Genomic DNA, 23,203 nt, shown 5'->3' on the forward strand with positions numbered 1-23,203 from the left:
TTCTGTTTTATCTTCTCTCCCGTTGATATTGCGGTATGGATGCCCATGGAGTGGAGACGCTCAGAAAAGCCTTAGTGGATGCAACTCTTGCCTGTATCCATGATGCTGAAGTTCTTCTGCCAGCTGATGTGAAGAGGGCGATTGATGTTTCATACGAGGCAGAAACCGATCCGGTGGCCCGTGGAGAACTTGAGAATATCCGCGCAAATATACAGACTGCTGAACGTTTGGATCTTCCTCTCTGCCAGGATACGGGGATCGCCGTTATCTATGTAACAGTTCCTGAGAATTTCACACTATCACGGGCAGAGCTATCTTCTGCCATCAGGGAGGGAGTCCGCAAGGCGACCGAAGCGGTACCTCTTCGGCCAAACGCAGTTGATCCGCTCACCCGGGAGAACAGTGGTGACAATACCGGGGTTGAGATCCCGCCGATTCATTTCAGTGAAGGCCCTGAACTTACCATTACCGTCCTTCCAAAAGGGGCAGGCTCAGAAAATGTCTCAAGGATCGGAATGCTTCTTCCCTCTGAGGCAGGTAAGGTTATTTCATTTGTTGTTGAAACTGTCCTCCTTGCCGGCGGGAAGCCCTGCCCGCCCGTTGTGGTTGGCGTTGGTATCGGCGGAACCTTCGATCTTGCTGCAGCATTGGCTAAGGAGGCGCTTCTCCTCCCCATTGGGATGATGAACTCTTTTGAATCAGAGATCTGTGATGCTATCAACACGCTTGGAATCGGCCCGATGGGGCTTGGGGGAGATACGACTGCCCTTGCGGTGAAGGTGAAGAAGGCCCACTGCCACACCGCATCGCTTCCGGTTGCGGTGAATATTCAGTGCTGGGCGTGCCGGAGGGCGACACGGGTGGTGACCCCATGAATTTGAGGACACCACTTGGAACGGAGGTTCTCTCGCTTCATGCGGGAGATCGGGTCTTCCTCTCCGGAATCATCTATACAGCACGGGATGAAGCCCATCTCAGAATGATGGAAGAGGGTATTCCCTTTGATCCAAAAGGCGCAGCGATCTATCATTGCGGCCCGGTGATACAGGGGAAACAGATCATTGCAGCCGGGCCGACGACATCCGCACGCATGAACCGTCTCACCGGATTCCTTCTGGATTCCGGTGTCCGGTGCCTCATCGGGAAAGGTGGGATGGATTCCGGTGTCCGGGATGCACTTCGCGGCCGTGCAGTCTACCTCGCATTCACGGGTGGATGTGCTGCTCTTGCCGCCTCCCATATGAAGCTTCAGGGGGTACACTATCCGGACCTCGGCATGGCCGAGGCGGTCTGGATCATCGAAGTGACCGACCTTCCGCTCGTTGTTGGCATTGATGCGCATGGTGGGGATCTCTTCTCAAGGATCGGTGATCGTGCAGGTATGCGTTTTGAGGAATGGAAGAAGAGTTCCCGGTTGCAGGGATGAGTACCGGGGGCAAGTGCTTATTGATAATCATTAACAATATATACAGGAGGATTCCGTCGCATGAAACTGGTCATCGATGATGTACGATGTAAAGGGTGTAACCTCTGCGTGATGGTCTGCCCGTATCATATTTTCCAGGAGGGACGGCGGCCAAACCGGCGGGGTGTCTTTGTTCCCGAACTCGACCGCCCTGAGCGATGTACAAACTGCCGTCTCTCTCAACTTTACAAACGCCGCCTCTGTGGTGTCTGCCAGACGATCTGCCCTGATCAGGCGATCAAATGGGTCCCGGAGGCAAAACATGAACCTCACAAGGTGGTGATTGAGTATTGACACGTGTTGATTTCATGCAGGGAAACATCGCATCTGCAGAAGGTGCACTCGCCGCGGGATGCCGCTTCTTCGCCGGATACCCCATCACACCGTCATCTGAAGTGGCTGAGCATATGGCACGACGCCTGCCGAAGGTTGGTGGGCGGTTTATCCAGATGGAAGATGAGATTGCGAGTATGGCAGCGGTTATCGGTGGTGCATGGACGGGTGTGCGATCGATGACAGCGACGAGTGGTCCGGGCTTTTCACTGATGATGGAGAATATCGGGTATGCAGCCTTCACCGAGACACCTTGTGTTGTCGTGAACATCCAGCGTGGCGGTCCTTCGACCGGACAACCGACATTGGCTGCGCAGGGTGATATGCTCCAGTGCAGGTTCGGCTCCCATGGTGACTACAGCACCATCGCCCTTGCTCCATCCAGCGTTCAGGAGATGTTTGATCTCACCGTCAAGTCTTTTAACCTGGCAGATCGGTTTCGGGCTCCGGCTTTTCTGATGGCCGATGAGATCATCGGACATCTTCGGGAGCGGGTTGAGTTTCCCGATACCGTCGAGTGTACCCCTCCACGGCCGATCCGCGAGGGTATGCTTCCGTTCGAACCCGAGGAGGATCTTGTGCCGGGTTTCACACCATTTGGCCATGGTCACCGGGTGCATGTCACCGGCCTGACGCATAACGAAAAAGGATACCCGGCATCGACCGACCCGGATCTCCATGAGAGACTTGTTATGCGGCTTATCGAGAAGGTGGAACGTGCCCGCCATGAGATTGCAGACTATGATATCGAGAACCCTGATGCCGAGGTGGTCTTCATCTCGTACGGGGTTCCGACACGCTCTGTGCGTCAGGCCCTCCTGGATGCCCCTGAGGGTCTCTATGGGCACCTGAATCTCCGGATTGTCTGGCCATTCCCAGAGAATCTTCTGAAGAAGTTCCCGAACGCCCGTGTATTCCTTGTCCCTGAACTGAATATGGGGCAGATGGCACGTGAGATAGTACGTCACTGTGATCAGCCGGTCATCTCTCTCCCCCGGCTGGGTGGCGAACTTCATACACCACAATATCTGCTTGATCGCGCGGAGGAGTACCGATGACTGTTGAAGACTGGTTCCGGCATGATCGCCTGCCACACATCTTCTGTGCAGGCTGTGGCAATGGATCGATCATCAACAGCACCCTTGAGGCCGTCGACTCGCTCAACTGGAAGGTAGATGAGACCGTCTTTGTATCAGGAATCGGATGTTCCTCAAGGGCACCTGGTTATATCGTGACCGATTCACTCCATACAACACATGGCCGGGCACTTGCATTTGCGACAGGTGTGAAGATGGCAAATCATGATCTGAACGTTGTTGTCTTCACAGGCGATGGTGATCTCTCCGCAATTGGTGGAAACCACTTCATTCATGCCTGCCGAAGAAATATTGATCTCACCGTCATCTGCATGAACAATCAGATCTACGGGATGACGGGCGGCCAGGGCAGCCCATGTACACCCACGGGAGCCCTCTCAACAACGACACCGTACGGAATGGATGAACCCGCCTTTGACCTCTGTGACCTCGCCACGGCAGCAGGGGCCAACTTTGTCTCCCGCTGGACATCATATCATGTCAGGGAACTGACCCGATCTATCAAACTCGGTCTGCAGAAGCCGGGCCTCTCCTTCATCGAGGTCATGGTCCAGTGCCCCACCAACTATGGCAGGAGAAACAGGCTCCGCGATGTTGAGGCGATGGTCTCAAAGATGCGGGATCATGCCCTCCTAAAAGAGAAGTATGATCGCCTCGTTGCAGAAAGAAAACCGATTCCTGAAGGGAGCTTTGTTGTGGGAACACTGACCGATCGAAACCTCCCGGCCCTTGGAGTGAGACGATGAGACATGAAGTGAAGTTTACCGGCTTTGGGGGGCAGGGTATCATCCTCTCTGCCGTTATCGTTGGTCGTGCAGCAACGATGTATGATGGAAAGCATGCTGTTCAGTCGCAGAGCTATGGTCCTGAAGCACGGGGCGGGGCCTCCTCAAGCACGGTGATCATCAGTGACGAACCGATACAGTATCCGAAGGTTCTTGAACCGACGATCTATGTCATCATGTCGGAGGCAGGTTTTCTGAAGTTTGGCGCTGGTGCATCACCCGAAGCGGTGATGCTCATTGACTCCGGACTCGTTCAATCACGGCCTGAATGCCGGTGTATCGAAATCCCTGCCACAATGAAGGCAAAAGATATTCTTGGTAAGCCGATATTCGCAAACATCATTATGCTTGGAGCACTCGTTGCTGCAACCGGGATCGTCTCAGAGGAAGCGATGCAGAAGGCAGTGCTTGACAGTGTTCCAAAGGGAACTGAGGATCTCAATATGAAGGCGCTTCGCCTCGGTATTGAGATCGCTTCAAATGGAGGTGAATGATGAAACTGCTTGAATATGAGGCGAAAGAGGTTTTTTCACAATATGGTATTACAATACCTGCAAGTATCCTGATTCGATCCCCGGAAGAGGCAGAAGAGGCTTGCCGCTCTGTTGGTGGATCAGTTGCACTAAAGGCGCAGGTTGATGTTGGGGGACGCGGGAAAGCCGGGGGTATCCTGATGGCAACAACAGATGATGCAGAATCTGTTGCGACAGATCTGTTTGGAAAGACGATCAAAGGACTTCCGGTCCGGGAGGTGCTTGTCGAGGAACGCCTCGCAATTGAAAAGGAGTACTTCGTTTCGATCGCGATTGATCGGAGCCGGCGTTCTCCGGTTATACTCTTTGCAGAAGCAGGGGGGGTCGAGATTGAGGCAACCGCCGGTGAGCAGCCTGATGCTGTACGGAAGGCCCATGTCTCACCCCTCTTCTCTGAGGTTCCCGGATTCATCCTGCGGTATCTGACGAAAGGGTGTGAGAAGGAGATTGCACCCGTTATATCTTCGCTATATCGAGCGTTTCGTGAGAAAGATGCTCTTCTTGCAGAGATTAACCCCCTCGTCATCACTCCGTCGGGTGTCATCGCAGCTGATGCCAAACTGATCATCGACGATAACGCACTGACACGTCAGGGCATTACAGAAAACCGTGATCTCACTGAGCGGGAGGCAAAGGCTGAGCAGTATGGCTTCTCGTATGTTGAACTCGATGGAACGATCGGTGTCATCGGCAATGGTGCAGGTCTGACGATGTCAACACTTGACCTGATTGCCCATCATCAGGGATCTGCTGCCAATTTCCTCGATGTAGGTGGGGGTGCCGGTTCTGAGCGGGTTATGCAGGCAGTACAGCTTGTTGCATCTGTTCCGTCCGTCAGGGTCATCGTTGTCAATCTTCTTGGTGGTATCACCCGGTGTGATGAGGTTGCCCGTGGTATCCTTGCAGCAGGCGTCTCCCAGAAGGTGATTGTACGGCTTGCCGGGACGAATGAGACGGAAGGGCGTGCTCTCCTCGAAGGAGCAGGATATATGATGCTGGATACGATGGAAGAGGCAGTTCGTGCCGCGGTATCGGAGGTATCAGCATGATCTATGGTGATAAGCATACCCGTGTCCTCGTACAGGGTGCAACCGGAAATCAGGGTGCATTTCATATCGACCTGATGAATCAGTATGCCCGCAAGGTCGGTGGTGAAGGTATCGTTGCAGGAGTGACACCGGGAAAAGGAGGCCGTGAAGTACATGGTGTTCCGGTTTATGACACCGTCCGTGAAGCAGTAGCCCTGCATGATACCACAGCCTCGGTCATCTTTGTTCCTGCAGGGGCAGCAGCAGACTCGATTATGGAGGCGGCAGATGCGGGCATCGGGACCATCGTTGCCATCACCGAACACATTCCTGTCCACGATGTGATGCGGGCGGTTGCGTATGCGCGATCCTGCGGCTCGGCAGTTATCGGGCCGAACTGTCCTGGTCTCCTCTCCCCGGAGGAATGTAAACTTGGGATTATGCCGGCCCCCCTCTTCAAACGAGGTCCTGTCGGTGTGATATCACGAAGCGGCACCCTCACGTACGAGGTCGTCGATGAGTTATCCCGTGCTGGTATCGGCCAGAGTACTGTCGTTGGTATCGGTGGCGACCCCATCATCGGTGAAACCTTCGTCGATTGTATTGAGCGCTTCAGTGCTGATCCGGAGACAAAGGCCGCAATTCTTATCGGTGAAGTAGGTGGTGCACTTGAGATAGAGGGTGCTGAAGCCGCCCTCTCTCTCGGTCTTCCTCTTGTCGCATACATTGCAGGTGTATCCGCACCAAAGGAGAAGCGGATGGGTCATGCTGGTGCAATCATTGAGGGTGGTGAAGGGGATGCCGAGTCGAAGATCAGGCGGCTGGAAGCGATGGGCATCACCGTTGCCCGTCGCCCATCGGAACTCCCGGAATGTATCTCTGATCTGCTATGAGTAGCCGGAAAGATGATGTACTGATGGCAGCAGCCGTTGAACTGGCAGAATCTGTGGATGCAATTGCTATCCTTTCTTTTCTCGATCCTGCCCCGGTTGAGGCTGATGTACCCATTGTATGGGTCAAGGAGTATCAACCGGATCTGATGATTAAACGGAACATGCAGGAACTTCTCCTTTTCTGCGAACAGCATGTTCTTGATGCCGTTGTCCAGTACCATCTCAGAACAGAGGTATCATCCGGTAAGATTATTGGTGTATTCCCTTTTGCTATTCTCATTTATGATGTAGGAGAAGGAAAGGATTACCTCGATCTTGCCAGCTATCGCGATATCGTTGCACCTGAGATACTTCACTCAGCACTCTCTCTTGCTCTTGAGATTGCTCATGAAGGGAGGGAGGGAAGGAATGTCGGAACCGCTTTCATCATTGGTGATGGCTCATCTCTTCTTTCCCGGTCGCATCAGGCGATATTAAACCCATATGCAGGTCATCCCCTCTCTGTCTGTGATGTCAGAAATCGTGAGAACTGGGAGAGTGTGAAGGAGTTTGCCCAGCTTGATGGCGTTTTTATCATCACGAAAGAAGGGTACATCGTCGCTGCAGGTCGGTATATCGATGCGGATGCACGGGGTGTGATCCTTCCGTCCGGCCTTGGAGGCCGCCATATGGCGACTGCTGCCATTACCCGGGATGTTCCCTGCGTTGGCATTACAGTTTCCGAGAGCGGCGGTCTTGTCCGGGTCTTCCGTGACGGGGTCTGCAGACTGACCCTCAGATCTGAGGTCGCACTAAAAAGATGAACAGTGTTATATCAAATCCGGTCATTTTTTATGTACTGGATGAATCCTGACAGAGGCTTTTTATGAAACGAAACATCAACGTCGTATCACTTACACAGACACCAATTGAAGAACAGCAGATTGAGCTTGTTGAGAGGAAATGCATCGGCCATCCTGACAGTATCGCCGATGGTGTTGCCGAAGCGGTCAGCCGTGCGCTCTGCTGTGAGTATGAAACATATTGTGATGCAGTACTCCATCACAACACCGACCAGGGTGAGGTTGTCGCGGGTGCCTCAATACCGTCATTTGGCGGGGGAAAAATTGTCCGTCCGATATATCTCCTCCTGACAGGCAGGGCAACGAAGCACTTCGAAGGGCATGTCATCCCAACCGATGCAGTTTCGGTCGAAGCCGCACGGAAATATCTCGCAGAGACACTTCCTACCCTGAATATGGAGCGGGATGTCATCGTCGACTGCAGAATGGGTGATGGTTCAACTGATCTCTGTGATGTTTTTAAAACCTGCGGTCAAAATCTCGTTCCACGCGCCAATGACACATCATTTGGTGTAGGGCATGCTCCTTTCTCTGAAGTCGAGCAGATTATTCTTGCCATGGATAAGGAGATTACGGAAACACTTCGTCCAAAACACCCGATGATCGGCTATGACATCAAGATCATGGGTCTTCGGAATGGTGACAAGATGACCTTCACCATCGCCTCTGCAATGGTTGACCGGTACTGCTCATCCATCGATGACTATGTCAATATGACTGCTGTCATGAGTGAGAAACTCCAGTCAGTTGCCGGGAAGTACACCAGCCGGAAGGTCGAGGTCGCGGTAAATACTGCAGATGATATAGCCAATAATAGTCTCTTCCTTACCGTGAACGGAACCTCCGCAGAGATGGGTGATGATGGTTCTGTTGGTCGTGGAAACCGGATCAACGGGCTCATCACACCGAACCGGCCGATGAGCATGGAAGCTGCAAGCGGGAAGAACCCGATCAACCATATCGGGAAGATCTATAACCTCCTCGCCACCGAGATCGCACAGGAGGCCTGCATGAAGGTCGATGGAATCACTGAGATGTACGTCCGTCTCCTCTCCCAGATCGGCAAGCCGATCGATCATCCCCTCGTCGCCAGTGTCCAGATCATCCCGGAGAAGGGTGTGGATTTCAAGGCAGTCTCCCGTGATGTTGAGGAGATTGTCAATGACAGACTTTCGAATATCTCCAGTATCACCGAGAGGGTAATCAAAGGTGAACTCAAGACCTTCTGATCTGATCAGACTTGCTATCCCGAATAAAGGGAGGATCGCAGATCCGATTGCCGATGTTATTGAAAAAAGTGGCCTTCATATCAATGGCGGCGGTGATCGGCAGCTTATAGCAAAGACGGTGGATCCGCATATCGAGATCCTCTATGTCAGGCCCATTGACATACCTGAATATGTTGCACAAGGTGTCGCCGATATCGGAATCACAGGGCGGGATATGGTTGCAGAGCGGGGCTCAGATGTCGTTGAACTACTGGATCTCAGGATGGGCAAGGCACGGCTTGTCATTGCTGTTCCTGAAGAGTCAGAGTATGTGACGCTGCAGGATCTCAGTGGCAAAAAGATCGCCACTGAGTTTCCTGGCATAACACGCTCTTTCTTCAGCGATCATGGTGTTGATGTCAGCATTGTTTCTGTCTCAGGGGCATGTGAGGCGGCCCCACACCTGGGAATCGCCGATGCCATCGTCGATCTGACGAGTTCCGGAACGACTCTGAAGACTAATCACCTGAGAATCATTCAGGATGTCTTCCATAGCTCAACCTGGCTTATTGCAAACAGAAGATCGCTTCTTGATCATAAGGAGAAGATCGATGAGATATCCCTCGCTCTTGAGAGTGTAATATCAGCGAAAGGGCAGTGTTACCTGATGATGAATATTCAGCGTAACCAGCTCGATGAGATCCGGTCGATCCTTCCCGGTCTCTCCGGCCCGACGGTAATGGAAGTTGCTTCGGATGAAAACCTTGTTGCGGTTCATGCAGTCGTTGCTGAAGAGCGGATTTATCAGTTGATTAATCTTGTTAAACGCGCTGGTGCAAAGGATATCCTTGTCATGGATGTCCAGCGCATGATTCCATGATGCCTATGAAAATATTTCCAGCGGTCGATATTCTGGAAGGGCGGTGCGTCCAGCTTGTTGGTGGAAAGCGGGAGACCGAGAAGGCGTACGGCAGCCCCCTCGCATCAGCGATCAGATGGATTGATGAGGGAGCAACAGCTCTTCACATCATCAATCTTGATGGAGCATTCGGACATGCTCAGGCCAATGTAGATGTGATGTATGATCTCGTCAGATCAACAGATGTGTTTATTCAGCTTGGGGGTGGGATCAGATCCGAATCTGATGCTGCCGGATGGCTTAATCTTGGCGTTGACCGGGTCATCATCGGCACTGCGGCCACTGAGGATCCCGGCATCATCAGGAGGCTTTCAGAGGAGTTTGGATCTGATCGGATTATGGCCGGAGTAGATGCCCGTGGAGGCGAGATTGCAACACATGGCTGGGAAAAGACTGCCGGTGATGTCTCTGTCTGGGCAACACGCTTTGAGGAGGAGGGTGCAGGGTCTCTCCTCTTCACTAACGTCGATGTAGAAGGGCTCTGCGCTGGGATTGCACGTGAGCCGATAGAGAGGGTGATCGGATCAGTGAAGATCCCTGTAGTGGTCTCTGGTGGCGTCTCAACACTTACAGACCTTCGAATCCTTCTTGAACTTCGTGCAGGAGGTGCTGTTCTGGGATCTGCATTATATCAGGGGTTGATCTCACTCCCCGACATTCTGAAGGAGATACAATGAGAAGAGCAGATATCAGTCGCAGCACAAAAGAGACCCGCATCTCTGTAAGCTTTGATCCTGATGGTGGTCCCGTATCGATTGGAACCGGACTTCCTTTTCTCGACCATATGCTTGAGTCGTTCGGCCGGCATGGTCGCTTTGGCCTCTCCGTTGCAGCTGAAGGGGATCTCCATATCGATCCCCATCATACGGTTGAGGACACAGGGATCGTCCTGGGAATGGCAATACGGGATGCGATAGGAGATGGAAGAGGAATTGGCCGGTTTGCTGATGCGGCCATTCCCATGGATGAAGCCCGTGCAACCGTCCTTCTTGACTGTGGCGGAAGGGGTTATCTCGTCTTCGAAGGCCATTTTAGCGGAAATGAGACCGGCGGGATCCCAAATGATCTCTTTGAACATTTCTTCTCGTCACTTGTCCACCAGGCTGGTATCACAGCCCACATCTCTTTCATTGGACGATCAGATCACCATATCTGTGAGTCGATCTTTAAGGCATTCGGGATTACCCTCAAACGGGCACTTGAAAAGAGTGGCGATGATACAGAGATCCCGAGTACAAAAGGAACGTTTTAACTTTTTTTAAAAGAGGGAAGATTTAAGCCTCGCTCTTTGCTGCGAGTTCGATATCTTCCTCTTTAATGGTCTTTCTTCCTGCGTGAAGGGCATACTGGTTTGCCTTCTTCGTCAGTTCAGCAATATAGGCTTCAGCCTTCTCGACAAGTGCATCTGCTGCATCGCTTCCGACGCGTTCTGCACCATTCTTCTTTGCAATCCTTACTACGGCTGCGATTGGTAGGTCTGCCATGTAATTTCCACCATTGAAAGAGTATATTGTTAAATATTTATAGCTTTCGGAAAAAAAGCGATTTTTTAACTTCCATTCCCCTGTTCCTCTGCATTATATGGTTATTCATCACATTGAATATAAAGAATTGAAAAACTTCTAAAAACACTCTATTTATTAAAAAAGGCTTAATAAACATCTATTTTCTTCTGATGAGATTTTTGGCCAGTCTGATTGCATTTCCAAAACTCTCTGTTGCGCGCGAAGTATCCACGAATGGTACATCGATATTTACGACAGGTGCGCCATGTCCGGTGCCCGATCCAAGGAGGATGAGGGTACGGAAGATCAGGTTTCCGGATATCCCATCCGGAGCGATGATGATACCATATTCTCCGACAGCATCTTCGATCAGAATTTCACAATGATCTCCTCCTGTGAGTCGGGCAATGAGTTCTGCTTCGGCAAGGCTCCGGTCAACATCCGGATTACGGCCGAGATCACCAAGTCGTCCGCCGGAGAGTATGGCGACTCTTCTGTTCATGCCAATCTGTTCAGCGAGTCTCTTCGCGCTTTGAACAAGATTGATTCTGGATCTGATGGTTGATCCCTCATCGATACCGACTGGTGTAAGCAGAAACTTTCGTCCATCAACTGTTTCCAGAAGAGCGATTCGTTCGAGATGATCGACACCTGATGCATCCCTGAGATACCTCAGAGTGGAGTTTGCTGGCAGTGTTCCCCTGACGGCACCATCAATCTGACCCTGCATCAGGGCATCGATCAGATCGCTCTCAGGACTGTCTGAGAGCCGGTATGTGATGCCTGGAGACGGTTCCATTGAGCGGGGTGCAAAGACGATCACCCTGGTGCCCTCTGCCGCTGCCCCCTCAACGGCGTGAATCAGATGCTCATTGGGCTCGGCCAGTCCGATACCGATCTGTATCATATCTGGTTACATCCATCGAAGATGCCGATAATTCCGTCAACCGAAAAGTCAAAGACGCTTGTCTTCTCTCCCTGATATGTCACGGTCAGCTCCCTCCCATCGGTAACTGTTCCAATCACCTGTGCAGCCATTCCGGCTATCCGGAACCGTCTGCACACTTCATCGACATGTTCCTGGCTGGATGTTAGAATAAAGCCCATACCCGGATACATTCTGACCCAGTGTTCGAAGGTGATGCCATGTTCATGAAGGTCAGGCATGGGGATTGCATGAAGATCAACGATGGCTCCCTTTTTACTCATCTCAAGGAGCATTCCAAGTGTTCCTATGACACCCGGATTTGAGATGTCCTTGGCAGCGGTGACGAGATTATCCTCCCCAAGACCCTTCATCACATGTATTTGTGTTCTGAGTGTCTCCCCCTCTTTCATCGTAACGGAATCCCAGTTCATTGCACATGAAGGGTGAACACGGCCTTTTATATCAATAGCCGCGATAATTGCATCCCCTGTCTGCGCCCTGTCACTGTAAATAATCTCATGTAAGCGGGCGGTTCCAAGGATTGCTATATCGATGACATTGTAGGGTGTATTTGGGTGCAGATGACCACCAACGATTGGAACATTAAATCGTGCGGCTGCATCGGCCATGCCGCGTGTCACCTCTGCCATCAGCTGATCATCGGTAAAGGAGAGAATATCGACCATTGCCAGGGGTTCACCCCCCATTGCGGCTATATCATGGATATTAACAAGAACAGCGCAGAACCCGGCCCAGTATGGATCTGCCTCCATTAATTTATTCCATATCCCGTCTGCTGCGAGAAGGAGGCCGTTTTCTCCCTGGCGTATGACAGCTGCATCCTCCCCAAACGATGCAACGACATCAGGTCTATCGAGTCGTAAAGAGCGAATAATCTCACCGATGGCGTGTTTTCGTGTCACGCCTTCGTATTCCCTTACCGCTGTTGCTACTGATTGAGTGGAGCAGTTCTTTGCCACAATAAACACCAATATCTGATTAGTGACTATGGTTTCTGCCTCATCTGAGATAATGTATTTGTTCTAACATTGTGATGATCTCACAAGCTATTTTTTATCAGCCCCTCTATAGATCATGACCATGGACTGGGCAGAGAAGTACCGGCCACAAAGGCTTGCAGATATTGTCGGCAACACGTCTGCAGTTCATCAACTCCTTGAATGGGCAAAGGACTGGACATCTGACAGGAAACCTGTTCTCCTCTATGGCAAGCCTGGTATCGGAAAAACATCAGCTGCATACGCTCTGGCCCGCGATCTCGGATGGGAGATTATTGAACTGAATGCAAGCGATCAGCGGACAAAAGGTGCAATTGAGAGAATAGCCGGGAGCTCAAGTGTGACTGCCAGCCTCTCTGGTGCCTTGCGAAGACTGATCCTCCTTGATGAAGCCGATAATCTTGAAGGGAATGCGGATCGCGGAGGGGCAAAGGCGATAGCTGATATCATCCGGCATTCGAGACAGCCGATCATTCTGATAGCAAATGATGCCTATGGGGTTGCCCCCGAGGTCCGAAAACTCTGCGAACAGGTACAGTTCCGGGCCGTTCCTGCCAGGTCACTTGCCCCGTATCTCAGAGGGATCTGCGCGTCAGAAGGCTTACAGTGCGATGAGGAAGCGATTCGGATGATCGCTGAAGATGCTCACGGGGATATCCGTTCAGCCCTGAATATGCTCTTTGGAACATCAATAGGCAGGGATCATATCGCCCCCTCAGATCTTCATGCCTATCAGAAAGACTCCCGCTCGAGCATATTTGATCTCATTGCAAAGACCATCTCAGGTTCGTCAGATGATCAGCTCATTCGTCTATCACGTGAGGTTGAAGATACACCTGATGCGGTTATCCAGTGGATCGAGGCGGCAATCTCTCAGCACCGTGAAGGGTGGCGCCGGGCATCCGGACTCACTCTCCTCTCCCGCGCCGATCTTTATCTTGGCAGGACCTTCCGCCGTCAGTACTATACCCTCTGGAGGTACGCGTCTGCAATGATGCTCATCGGATCAGCAACTGTTTCATCCGGGAGTGGGCTCCGGCCCAGGCTTGCCCCTCCCGGACGGTGGCAGAGGATGGGGCAGGCGCGCAGACAGAAACAGGTACGCCTCTCTCTTGAGAACCGTCTTGCAGAAGCATATCATATTCCTCAAAGAACCATCTCTGAAGAGTATCTGACACTCATCTCGAGAATTGCTGATGATAATCCATCACAGTGTGTTCGTCTCCTGAATCTTGATGCTGACCAGCTCGGTCTCCTGATACATGATAAGGTGCGTGCAGGGAAGATCATCAAAGAGATGGAAAAACAGGCGAAAGACGAAGAGAAAAGAAAGAAGGGATCTATAAAGGTAAAAGAGGAGAAAAAAACCCTGGAGGAGAATCCGTCTTCAGAGAGAAAAGTTCCTGAAAAGAAGCCACCTGCTCAGTCCACCCTTTTCTCCTTCTGAGATCTTACATAACGGCGGAGGATAACACCACAGTTGATGATCTCCCCCCCATCTGCATAGATCTCGCATCCAAGGTGGTAGACGAGAAGATCGGCTCCAACCACTGTAGCAACCCTGATGAGATCGGGCATCATCTCGATTCCCGGCCTTATTGCATAGATACAGTCGGCTTCCTGATAGAGATGAAAATTTGGTTTCTCAACATCATCGATGGCCACATCTATTTCATCCGGACCAGAGATCGGTTTAATATCAATACAGAGGACTGATCTCCCCATCTCTTTGAGAATTATAGCGGCGGTAAAATTCTCTCCCGATCCGACTTCTACGGTTTTATTGTATTTTTTTCCAATATAGCGGCCGATACATTGTTCAATATGTTTATACCCACTCATTTCCAATCTACAGGTATGGGGATCCTGATCTATTGGGATTATCGGTCACCGGATGGTATCCAGACTCCGGTGCACCGAATAATCTCAGGCCTGATCGGCTGTCCTGTTGACCTTATTCCTGGAGATCTCTTTCCTCTTGATGGGTATCATCGGATTCGGCGGCAATATGATGCCGGTCGGGTTCTCAACAGGATTGGTCTCTTCAAACGTATGCATACAATTGACAATCCGTTTCTTCTGGTGATACCTGATGATCTCTACAGCGAATCTTCAGATTTTGTCTTCGGCCTTGCACGCGCATCAATAGGCGCTGCTGTTGTATCGACAGCACGACTTGAGAATGAATATTACGGTCTTGATGATAATACAGGCCTCACCATCGATAGGATCGCAAAAGAGGGTTCGCATGAGATCGGCCATCTCCTCGGCCTGGGGCATTGTACAATCCCTGAATGCATCATGTTCCAGCCTGGTACCAGGGATGAGCTGGATCGCAAGCAGAAATGGTTTTGTCCGACATGCCGGTCTCAGCTTCCAGGCATCTGATCGTCTGATCTCTGAATACTTTTCCAAAGGTTAATCTCCAGAACACAGTATATATACAGTAATTCTGTTATTGAGGGTTGATTTTGGGTCAGAAGAAAGTTCCATGGCATGCTATCTGGGGGTATGGTGCGCACATCAAGTCAACCCCCGGGCTGTTATATGTTCAGAAACGTTCGATACAGTCGAGCTATCCTCTGCAGGATATTAAGCATCTCCTGCTTGTCGGAGGGCATACTATTCAGACCGCAACAATCAATCGTCTCCTTGAAATAGGTTCATGGATATCGTTTTTTGATGCACACGGAACCCCTCTTGGAACGCTGAAGCCATTTGGCGGGGCAGGGAACGAGGAGGTATCCTGCCTTCAGGCGTCTATACCGTCGCACCGGTATGTGGTTGAGTTTGCAGCATCCTCAATGCGCTCACGGCTTTTATGGTTAGAAGAGCTGGATGCCAGACACCCCTCTGGTCTCTTCTACCGTGGAGAGCAGGATGTACTCCATCAGGCATTACATGAGATAGAATTCCTCGTCAGAATTGAAGAAATTCGTAGAATTCATGCATTATCGACGACCATGTACTATGAAATCCTCTCACGGATCGTTCCGGGGGAGTTAGAGTTCCGAAGAAGGACACACCGTCCTCATTTTGATCCGATTAATGCCATGCTTTCATTTGGATATGCCCTTCTCTTTGGAAACGCCTGTGTTGCTATCATTGGGGCACATCTCGATCCCGATCATGGTCTTCTTCATCAGGGAGGGGGTGGCTTTGTCTATGATATTATCGATCCATTGAAGAGATCGATGGTAGACTCTGTTGTTTTTGATATAGCACAAAACTCGGAGGTATCAGGAAAATACGAATTAAGCCAGACAAGATGTGTTCTTGGTGACGATCTCATCTCTCTGCTTCTCGAAAGGCTCTATACAACAATCAATCAGAAGGTGATCGATGAGAATGTCTATACATACCTCCAGTCTCTTAATGGAGGTAATTTTACTGTCTCCTACCCGTAAGTAGCTCTTTTAATGGAAAAGTCAGGGAAAATAGTGTCAATGTATTGATGTACTTCAATATCCCTGATTATTGCACGTGGGCATCCATAGAGCATTGATACAAACTTTTCAAGAATCACATCATCCCCTGTTGCAAGAATACGGACTTTTCCGTCGGTGAGGTTTTCGACCTCCCCGGTCACACCCAGATTTGTTGCGATATGTCTGGCACAGGCACGAAACCCGACTCTCTGCACTTTTCCTGAAATAATGAGTTCAATCGTCTTCATGGATATACCACAGGATGTATGGTAGCACCATCCTGGTTTATCTCTGCTTTGACATAGTGTTATTCTATTTTATATCCGGGGTTTGAAATTCCTTCATCATCCATCTCCTGGATCAGCTGCATCGCAACGTACAACTCACTGATCACCTCATCACGAACTTCCGGGGTGATAATATTGGTTGCGGTTGCCATTGCCATATCGAAGAGAGTGCCTCCGTGTTCATACTCCCCGTTTACAAATGAGACGAGAGCGAGATCACAGAGGATATATGCGCGTCGGGGAAGGGGACGAATGATACTTGCTTCACGTATGGCCTGTTGTATAAGCCGTTCTACCCTTCTGCTCTGTGACCGCCGACGGATAAGCATAGCTATTCCGAGATAATATTGTGCACGAACACCCCTGTCATGAATTTTTTGAATTTTTCGTTCAATGAGGGCGTTATCTGCTACACGCCCTCCTTCATTCAGATGCTGTTCAAGGAGTATCCTGGGTATATCGGTCTGGAGATCTGTCGAGCCGAGCATTACCATCAGACCGAGGTCTTCTGCGATACTGATTCTGACAGTTTCCTCAGAAATGCTCTCCAGTAACTCGATGATCAATTCACCAATGTGGTTCTCCTGGCTTGAACTATATTCATTGACAAGATGTGTGATAATCCGTTTTTTTATCGTTGCTATGATGAAAGGAACTTTGATGCTCTCACTTGCCTGAATGGCTGAGCGGATACATGCTTCTTTATCCTCCCAAGGCATCTGAATCTCAGAAGAGAAGGCAAAATCAATAAGCAACGTTGCCCGATCATAATGGATGGGAATGGCATGCATCTTTTCATATGCTTGTTTAATTAGCCCTCTCTTCTTTGAAGCATCAGAGGTTATTTTGAGCACAGGAATTGTTGCATAGACATACTCAATCGGATCTGTTATATCATGGAGCAGTTTTTCGGGATCCGGAAGATCACTTGCCTCACCGAACATCTCTGTATATGCAACGATGGCTGTTGCGAGTTGTCGTCGTGCATGGTCTTTTGTTTCCGGTGAAACCTTTTGTATGCGGTGTAATGCTTCGACGATACACTCTCTGGAGGAGAGAGATTTCATCTCAGTCAGGAGGACCGCACTCCTCGTCAGAATCTCATGTGCCTCTTCTGGATCAAGTTCATCGATGCCATATCGAATCTGAAGGAGGATTTCCCCTGCAGTAGTGAGTTCTCCTATTTCGAGGTGGGCCTGTGCGCTATCGCAGAGTCTGATGTTTCGAGCGAATGGATCTTCAATGGCTGATACTATCTGCCTGATAAGTCCAAGAGCTGTTCTTGATTGTGATGTTATTGGGAATGATTGTATGATGCTGGCAATCGTTTCATAGGGATTGCTCATATTCATATCAATCTGGTGGGAAAGTGGACGAAGCCTGGTTGAACACCTTAGAATAATCGTCCGTCGATTGATGGGATCATCCACCTCAAGAATTAACATTGATATAGGGATGATGTATGGACCTGGATCTGTCTTCTGACTGTAGTCAAGAATAATATCCGTGCCGATGGTGATACTCCGTGCCTGATCCTGTGGTGCAATTTCATCTCGAAGAATTGATAGTGCTGTCGAGAAGGGCTCCAATGCCCATTCAAGTGACTCGACAGATGTGAGAATTACCGGTTGTTCGAGGCGCTTACATCCGATGGTGATATATGTGCTGATACACGACTCCAGATGGTCTCTTCTTTTTTTGGTGTCATGTACCGTTTTAATCATCTCATGTGCGTTTATCAGCGCTTCAGTTGATGACATCTCTCTGGCGAACTGTATCATCCCTTCGATGATCGTATCAACAGCAATTGCTTGAAACTCTCCAGTAAGGAGATCTTTCCACCATGTATTTACGCGAACCAGAAGGTTGAGGTCTCCCTGAACAATGGCAAGTGAGGCTATTTCATAAATAATATGGACAATTGCATCTGATCGGGTCTTTTCATCGTTTATCATACACCCGATGGCTACTGCATGCTGGATAATGTCCCGGTTTGCCTCATTGACCCCTTCCCGTGCGATTTCGATAATTATCTGAGCGATAGACTGGTCCTGCTTCATTGGATCTGTTATATGTTGTACCAGATCAAGGAGCGAGGCAGTATGCTGGTGAATAAGAATCTCAGTATCTATAAGTGAAGTGAGAATGTTGATAACAGCGTCATCAGGGGAGGAGTGAAAGGAAGATAGGTGAAGGAGTGTCTTCTTCTTATCTTTAAATGCATATATTCCATCGTTGCTGAGATATGCTTCCTGAGATGTGACAATCAGATAATTGAGTAATTCCTGCTGGCCGGAAAAGAGTGGAAACAGGAGTTCTTCTGCATATGTAAGATCGCCATCCTGGATAGATTGTTTGAGAAGAATTGTTGCTGTTTGCATCCCCTTCCCTGTCAATATCTCTCCTCCATTAATGATTCGTGCAAAGAGGAGGTATGCCTCTTTCATATATCCGGCAGCACTTACCTTTTCGATGAAGTGAAAGATTGAACGTGTTGTTGAATCGATGAAGGGTTTATCAGCAATAATCTGGTAGATCTCGAATAATTGTTCATTACGGGGGGGGTACGTCTCCTCTGCGACAGCAATCTGGATAAGCCTTCTCAGCTGCCCGTCTCCATACGGGGTCATATCTGTTTTCATCTCAGAAAGGAGTGCATCAAGGATATAGCCAGCCGGGTCATCTCCAATTTCCTTGAGCATGACTGCTACTATCTCCTCATGGTACTCATGGGCCATATCAAATAGTGTCTTCAGATCGGTTTTCAGACTTTCATTTTTCCGCTTTTTTGCTATCAGAACTGTTGTAAAAGCTGAAATATATTCACTTCTGCTATCCGGCTTTATCTCTTCAAAATAGTTACGGATGAAGCCGTTGATATCAACGAGGTGTTCAGCCCCTTCCCATGTGGCGATACGTTTGAAAATTGTTTTAAAGGCTTCTTCTCCAAGACCTTTCTGCGGTATTTCTGTCGCCCGATGAAAAGCTTCATCAAGGATTTTTTCATCGCCGTTTGAAATACCGATTGTTGCGAATGCATCAATAATCTGAAGATTCAGGGACGATTGTGTACTCATCTCACGAATCTCTTGGATCATTTCTGAACAGAGAATCAGGAGATCGCGATCCTGTATGGATGCTGCATACTGGGTGAGACCCGGTATTATCTTTTTTATGGCCTCAGAACGGTTTTTCTTGAAATCGATAGCACGAATGTATCTAACACCCTTCGTAATAAGGGTTAAATCGCCTCGATCCTTTCCCACATCAATAAATCGTTCCCCGATGGAAGCGACATAATTCGATCTCTGACTTTTTCGTTCGATGAGGTCAAGAAGTCGATCCGAACGCTCAAGCCACCGATTATCATATGAGCTGAGATATTCTTCTACACAATGGAGCGCTATGTCCCCTGGATTTTTAATTTTTCCTTCTATTCCAAAATCTAAAAATTCCGGCTTCTTTCTTTCAAAAGCAGCTTTGAGGAGGATATCAATATATTTTTCGAAATATTCGCTGCGCTCACGTTTTACTGGTAATGTCTCTATTTCCTGTAGAAAAACTGAGATCCCGTCAATATCTTCGTTCTCTATTAAGGAATAAATGGCGTCCGAAGAATTATCCGGGTTATCTTCATTGGTAAACATTTAACTAACGAGTAATTATGTAAATGTCATCATTCTTAAAGATATTTATTTAGTTCTTTAAGGGTATATTAGTTCAAATGATTTCTTTTGAATTTTACCATGAGGTATGTATTAATTATTCAGTATCTCAAGGATTATTTTCTTCATATCTTCAGCTGTTATCGGATTTTTGGATTCCACATAAAGTCTTACAAATGGTTCGGTTCCCGATGGCCGGAGGAGTGCCCATGCGTCTTTCCACCGTATATGGATGCCATCCGTTTCATCAAAAACCGGGCTATCGGGTGCATGCTGCTGTACTTTCTTTATGAGTGCATCCGGATCATCTGTATATATCTTCTCCTTGAGCATGGTGTACGATGGAAGCTTTTCTGTAAGCCTGGAGATGGGTACGGCAGATTCTGCGATAAGGGCAGCCATCGCGGCGGCTGTCATCCCCCCGTCACGACAGAACTGGTGATCCGGGAAGATGAGTCCTCCATTTCCTTCTCCTCCAAAAGCAACTGGTTGCCCTTCTGCGATATATCTCCGCATCGTTCGGGCGACATAGATACTGCCGACCGGTGTTGCGATGGTTGTGCATCCATATGTGGAGGTGACATCAGCGATCAGATCTGATGTGCTGACGGGGGTGATGATCAGGCCGGGCCGTTTTTTACAGGCTGCTCCGGCAAGCATCGCAAATGTTACGTTTTCATCAATAAAAATCCCCTTTTCATCGACAAAGACTGCCCGGTCGGCATCACCATCATGGGCTACACCGAAGGCTGCACCTGTTGCACGCACCATCTCAGAGAGTGGAGCCAGTCCCTCAGGTGTGGGTTCAGGGAGGCGTCCCGGGAATGTGCCATCGAACCTGGCGTTGATGGTATGGATGGTTGCCCCCATTCTTCTCAATATTTCTGGTGTTGTGGCGGCTGCGGGCCCTGAACCCGGATCAACAACAATGGTCATCCCTTTGCAGATCCTCTCCGGGAATTGTGTAACGATTGAGGTGATGTACTCCTCTACTCTCTGGCGCTCATCGGTCAATCTCCCGATGTTTCTCCAGTCTGCGATGGTTGCCTCCCGGGATTTGATAAGCGCCTCAAGCTGGATGGTCCGTTCATCACCCATCTCCGTCCCATCTCCTTCGATCACTTTTACACCATTATATTCAGGGGGATTGTGCGACGCGGTGATCATTGCCCCTCCGTCATAATGCTCTCTGACAAGATACTGGAGTGCGGGTGTGGGGAGTATACCAACATCGACTACATCACATCCGGTAGACAACAGGCCGGCCCTCATCGCTGCAGCAAGTGCCTCTCCGGAGGTTCTGGTATCGCGTCCAACAGCGATTGTCCCCCGAACCATTGTGCCGAGGGCTGATCCGATTCTCATGACGAGTTCGGGATTCATTTCTGTTCCAATAACGCCCCGGACACCATTGGTTCCGAAGAGCTCTTTTAATTTTTTTTCATTCTCCATCTTCTGGCTCCATTGTATTTTTTGCTGCCTGACTGTCTGGTGTCGGACGCTCAGCACGCTCCTTTAAGAGGACATTTGCTGAGTCCCCAAGTCGCCGCATTATTTCTGTGATCCGATCCTCAATCTCGATCTCGTCGTCAATCTCTATCGAGGTTCCTTCAACCTCAAGGAGGAAACGGGCGATCTCACTTGATTCAAAGAGGATATCATCAAGTTCGTCGAGGGTGAAGAAGCCGCACATTGCTCCATAAAAGAAGGTTGCTCCGGATTTTCGTACTTTTCGTTTGAAGGCTGTGCGTGCCTGATTTACCGCCTGTGGCGAATAGGGCTCCTCCATGAACGGAACGAGCTTTGGGAGGTTTTCACCGATGAAGGTCATCTCTGCACCTGCTGTGGTTTTAAAGTCCGAGCAGAGGCGTGCGATAGCCCATTCACGTGCGGTGATATAGGTGTGTTTCCTTAGAAACTGGTTGACTTTCCGGTATGTTGCACCATCGACTTTGCGGAACTTCCTGTATTTCGAGATCTCCTCGCTCCGATCATCGCCGCCAGGATCGCTTCCTCCCTCTGAATAGCTCATTTCGTTACCTCGTTTGTCTTCTTCCCGCATGAAGGTTATCTGTTTGTACCTGCCCGGTTTTCTCTCCGTTCCTCATCCTGTATTATTCATATGCCAGGCCCCTCATTTGTTCCATTGTAACGTATAGCATCATATGGTTTATAGATGGTGGTTTGTCTCTCTTTTTTGATCTCCCTCTATCAAAGAAAGGTCCGATCTCATGATCCGGATCGACGGTGGTGCTGATCTATGGGGGTATTAGGGGCTTTGGTCTGGCCGGAATCTGGTGAAGGATCGGTATCTCGATATTAGTCTTTTCTTGCGGGATTGGATTGTGTCGTCAATGTTCTCAGAGATCAGACCCCCATCGACTCAAAGAAGACGCTATTGACAGGTATCGTTCACCGCACTCCGATCATGACGAAATATGGGGGGAATCAGGCCGGAAAGCAACCCGTAGTCCGATCTTCTGCTCAATCAACAGATTCGAGGAGGTGGTTATCTGATTCGATTCGATTATGGTGGGGGGAGTTTCTATTCCTGAAACATCCAGGTACTTCCATGGGACGTCTGGATACGGTTGCCCTGCCCATCATCAGAAAAGAATCCTCTGAAATGGTGGATTTCCGGAAGATGTCATCATCAGGCGGGAACAGGGTTGTTAAATTCACACATCAGATGGTCTCTTCTGAATGTGAATAGCGATTATGATCGGGTTTTCATAGGGTCTTTGAAGAGTGGTGGACGAACCACCCTCCTGTTCCCCTCGGTTGTATCTGATGCACTGCCATCATTCTCGCAGCAAGGCATCTTTTCCTAGAAGGGAAATAAAAAAATGAGGGCTCAAGGCCAGAAGGCTCTATCCTGCTGTTCACTGTGGGGAGTGTTCATGATCGGGGGGTTTCTACCCCGATGGCGTCCCTTCTTTTTGCCCGTCTCATCCTACATTGCATGGGATGATACGTTCATCGGAATTTGTATGCTGTCTGGTGGCTCTCATGGATAATATCCAGAAATAAGTGGGGGCGTATACCGCCGTCCGGGCTCCTGCTGTCCCGTGTGATTATCGTACACATCTCTTCTGGCCCCCAGGTGGGCGTATAAATGCGGTAGTGAGGGTTAGGGCCCTGGTGGTGGGCGTCAGCCCTTCAGGGGTGTCTGTTCATCAGAATAAAAATCTCTTAGATGATCGCACTCTCTGTACGTCTGGTCCGGCCGGATTGGGGGCTTCGGTCGTATCTGTTCTGAAATGGAACG

Annotated in this window: 24 protein-coding genes; 16 read left to right on the forward strand and 8 right to left on the reverse strand. The window is 49.6% G+C overall.

The window, feature by feature from the left end:
- The first annotated feature begins 35 nt into the window (after positions 1-35).
- The 13 genes from RJ53_RS00595 to hisB all read left to right on the forward strand — a co-directional run bounded on the left by RJ53_RS00595 (position 36) and on the right by hisB (position 10,355).
- Entirely contained in the window at positions 36-875 is an 840-nt protein-coding gene (locus tag RJ53_RS00595; RefSeq protein WP_211529666.1) for a fumarate hydratase, read from the forward strand.
- Complete coding sequence (locus RJ53_RS00600; RefSeq protein WP_211529667.1) at positions 872-1,426, forward strand: FumA C-terminus/TtdB family hydratase beta subunit; 555 nt, start codon at positions 872-874, stop codon at positions 1,424-1,426. The genes RJ53_RS00595 and RJ53_RS00600 overlap by 4 nt, the downstream gene beginning before the upstream one ends.
- Before the next feature lie 60 nt (positions 1,427-1,486).
- Positions 1,487-1,759, forward strand: a complete 273-nt coding sequence (locus tag RJ53_RS00605) for a 4Fe-4S dicluster domain-containing protein (protein ID WP_211529668.1) — start codon at positions 1,487-1,489, stop codon at positions 1,757-1,759.
- Positions 1,756-2,856, forward strand: a complete 1,101-nt coding sequence (locus RJ53_RS00610) for a 2-oxoacid:acceptor oxidoreductase subunit alpha (protein WP_246495907.1) — start codon at positions 1,756-1,758, stop codon at positions 2,854-2,856. The genes RJ53_RS00605 and RJ53_RS00610 overlap by 4 nt, the downstream gene beginning before the upstream one ends.
- Positions 2,853-3,641 carry a thiamine pyrophosphate-dependent enzyme gene (locus RJ53_RS00615; protein WP_211529669.1) on the forward strand — a complete coding sequence of 263 codons (789 nt, stop codon included), beginning with the start codon at positions 2,853-2,855 and terminating at the stop codon, positions 3,639-3,641. Before RJ53_RS00610 ends, RJ53_RS00615 begins: the two co-directional genes overlap by 4 nt.
- Entirely contained in the window at positions 3,638-4,174 is a 537-nt protein-coding gene (locus RJ53_RS00620; RefSeq protein ID WP_211529670.1) for a 2-oxoacid:acceptor oxidoreductase family protein, read from the forward strand. The genes RJ53_RS00615 and RJ53_RS00620 overlap by 4 nt, the downstream gene beginning before the upstream one ends.
- Positions 4,174-5,262, forward strand: a complete 1,089-nt coding sequence (gene sucC / locus RJ53_RS00625) for an ADP-forming succinate--CoA ligase subunit beta (RefSeq protein WP_211529671.1) — start codon at positions 4,174-4,176, stop codon at positions 5,260-5,262. Before RJ53_RS00620 ends, sucC begins: the two co-directional genes overlap by 1 nt.
- On the forward strand, positions 5,259-6,134 hold the full coding sequence (gene sucD, locus RJ53_RS00630; RefSeq protein ID WP_211529672.1) for a succinate--CoA ligase subunit alpha: 876 nt from the start codon (positions 5,259-5,261) through the stop codon (positions 6,132-6,134). Before sucC ends, sucD begins: the two co-directional genes overlap by 4 nt.
- Complete coding sequence (locus tag RJ53_RS00635; RefSeq protein ID WP_211529673.1) at positions 6,131-6,937, forward strand: DNA integrity scanning protein DisA nucleotide-binding domain protein; 807 nt, start codon at positions 6,131-6,133, stop codon at positions 6,935-6,937. The genes sucD and RJ53_RS00635 overlap by 4 nt, the downstream gene beginning before the upstream one ends.
- 62 nt (positions 6,938-6,999) lie before the next feature.
- Positions 7,000-8,205 carry a methionine adenosyltransferase gene (locus RJ53_RS00640; RefSeq protein ID WP_211529674.1) on the forward strand — a complete coding sequence of 402 codons (1,206 nt, stop codon included), beginning with the start codon at positions 7,000-7,002 and terminating at the stop codon, positions 8,203-8,205.
- Complete coding sequence (gene hisG / locus RJ53_RS00645; protein ID WP_343221796.1) at positions 8,186-9,064, forward strand: ATP phosphoribosyltransferase; 879 nt, start codon at positions 8,186-8,188, stop codon at positions 9,062-9,064. Before RJ53_RS00640 ends, hisG begins: the two co-directional genes overlap by 20 nt.
- A 5-nt stretch (positions 9,065-9,069) precedes the next feature.
- Entirely contained in the window at positions 9,070-9,780 is a 711-nt protein-coding gene (gene hisA / locus RJ53_RS00650; RefSeq protein ID WP_211529831.1) for a 1-(5-phosphoribosyl)-5-[(5-phosphoribosylamino)methylideneamino]imidazole-4-carboxamide isomerase, read from the forward strand.
- Positions 9,777-10,355 carry an imidazoleglycerol-phosphate dehydratase HisB gene (hisB, locus tag RJ53_RS00655; RefSeq protein WP_211529675.1) on the forward strand — a complete coding sequence of 193 codons (579 nt, stop codon included), beginning with the start codon at positions 9,777-9,779 and terminating at the stop codon, positions 10,353-10,355. The genes hisA and hisB overlap by 4 nt, the downstream gene beginning before the upstream one ends.
- Before the next feature lie 22 nt (positions 10,356-10,377).
- Here the strand turns inward: hisB and RJ53_RS00660 are convergent, their stop codons facing one another.
- From RJ53_RS00660 to RJ53_RS00670, 3 genes are all read right to left on the reverse strand, one after another.
- Positions 10,378-10,587, reverse strand: coding sequence for a histone family protein (locus RJ53_RS00660; protein WP_211529676.1), 210 nt, complete (start codon positions 10,585-10,587; stop codon positions 10,378-10,380).
- A gap of 178 nt (positions 10,588-10,765) precedes the next feature.
- On the reverse strand, positions 10,766-11,515 hold the full coding sequence (gene mtxX, locus RJ53_RS00665) for a methanogenesis marker protein Mmp4/MtxX (RefSeq protein ID WP_211529677.1): 750 nt from the start codon (positions 11,513-11,515) through the stop codon (positions 10,766-10,768).
- Positions 11,512-12,516 carry a methanogenesis marker 2 protein gene (locus RJ53_RS00670; protein ID WP_211529678.1) on the reverse strand — a complete coding sequence of 335 codons (1,005 nt, stop codon included), beginning with the start codon at positions 12,514-12,516 and terminating at the stop codon, positions 11,512-11,514. Before RJ53_RS00670 ends, mtxX begins: the two co-directional genes overlap by 4 nt.
- A 121-nt stretch (positions 12,517-12,637) precedes the next feature.
- Between RJ53_RS00670 and RJ53_RS00675 the strand changes: the two genes are divergently transcribed.
- Complete coding sequence (locus RJ53_RS00675; RefSeq protein ID WP_211529679.1) at positions 12,638-14,002, forward strand: replication factor C large subunit; 1,365 nt, start codon at positions 12,638-12,640, stop codon at positions 14,000-14,002.
- Here the strand turns inward: RJ53_RS00675 and RJ53_RS00680 are convergent.
- Complete coding sequence (locus RJ53_RS00680; RefSeq protein ID WP_211529680.1) at positions 13,978-14,397, reverse strand: UPF0146 family protein; 420 nt, start codon at positions 14,395-14,397, stop codon at positions 13,978-13,980. The genes RJ53_RS00675 and RJ53_RS00680 overlap by 25 nt on opposite strands.
- Positions 14,398-14,412: 15 nt before the next feature.
- Between RJ53_RS00680 and RJ53_RS00685 the strand changes: the two genes are divergently transcribed.
- Together RJ53_RS00685 and cas1 are read left to right on the forward strand one after the other, a co-directional pair.
- Complete coding sequence (locus RJ53_RS00685) at positions 14,413-14,943, forward strand: archaemetzincin family Zn-dependent metalloprotease (protein ID WP_211529681.1); 531 nt, start codon at positions 14,413-14,415, stop codon at positions 14,941-14,943.
- 83 nt (positions 14,944-15,026) lie between these two features.
- Positions 15,027-15,962 carry a CRISPR-associated endonuclease Cas1 gene (gene cas1 / locus RJ53_RS00690; protein ID WP_246495909.1) on the forward strand — a complete coding sequence of 312 codons (936 nt, stop codon included), beginning with the start codon at positions 15,027-15,029 and terminating at the stop codon, positions 15,960-15,962.
- Here cas1 and RJ53_RS00695 read toward each other — a convergent pair.
- The 4 genes from RJ53_RS00695 to RJ53_RS00710 form a co-directional block, all read right to left on the reverse strand.
- A complete protein-coding gene (locus RJ53_RS00695) occupies positions 15,953-16,231 on the reverse strand; it encodes an acylphosphatase (protein ID WP_211529683.1) in 279 nt (92 codons plus the stop codon). The genes cas1 and RJ53_RS00695 overlap by 10 nt on opposite strands.
- Before the next feature lie 59 nt (positions 16,232-16,290).
- Complete coding sequence (locus RJ53_RS00700; RefSeq protein WP_211529684.1) at positions 16,291-19,347, reverse strand: hypothetical protein; 3,057 nt, start codon at positions 19,345-19,347, stop codon at positions 16,291-16,293.
- A 681-nt stretch (positions 19,348-20,028) separates the two neighbouring features.
- Positions 20,029-21,387, reverse strand: coding sequence for a phosphoglucosamine mutase (gene glmM, locus RJ53_RS00705; protein WP_211529685.1), 1,359 nt, complete (start codon positions 21,385-21,387; stop codon positions 20,029-20,031).
- The gene (locus tag RJ53_RS00710; RefSeq protein WP_211529686.1) at positions 21,377-21,967 is read right to left on the reverse strand and encodes a DUF5806 family protein; all 591 of its coding nucleotides are present in this window, start codon (positions 21,965-21,967) and stop codon (positions 21,377-21,379) included. Before RJ53_RS00710 ends, glmM begins: the two co-directional genes overlap by 11 nt.
- Between the last annotated feature and the right edge of the window lie 1,236 nt (positions 21,968-23,203).

This window comes from Methanocalculus chunghsingensis (genome assembly GCF_018132105.1).
Taxonomy (GTDB): domain Archaea; phylum Halobacteriota; class Methanomicrobia; order Methanomicrobiales; family Methanocorpusculaceae; genus Methanocalculus; species Methanocalculus chunghsingensis.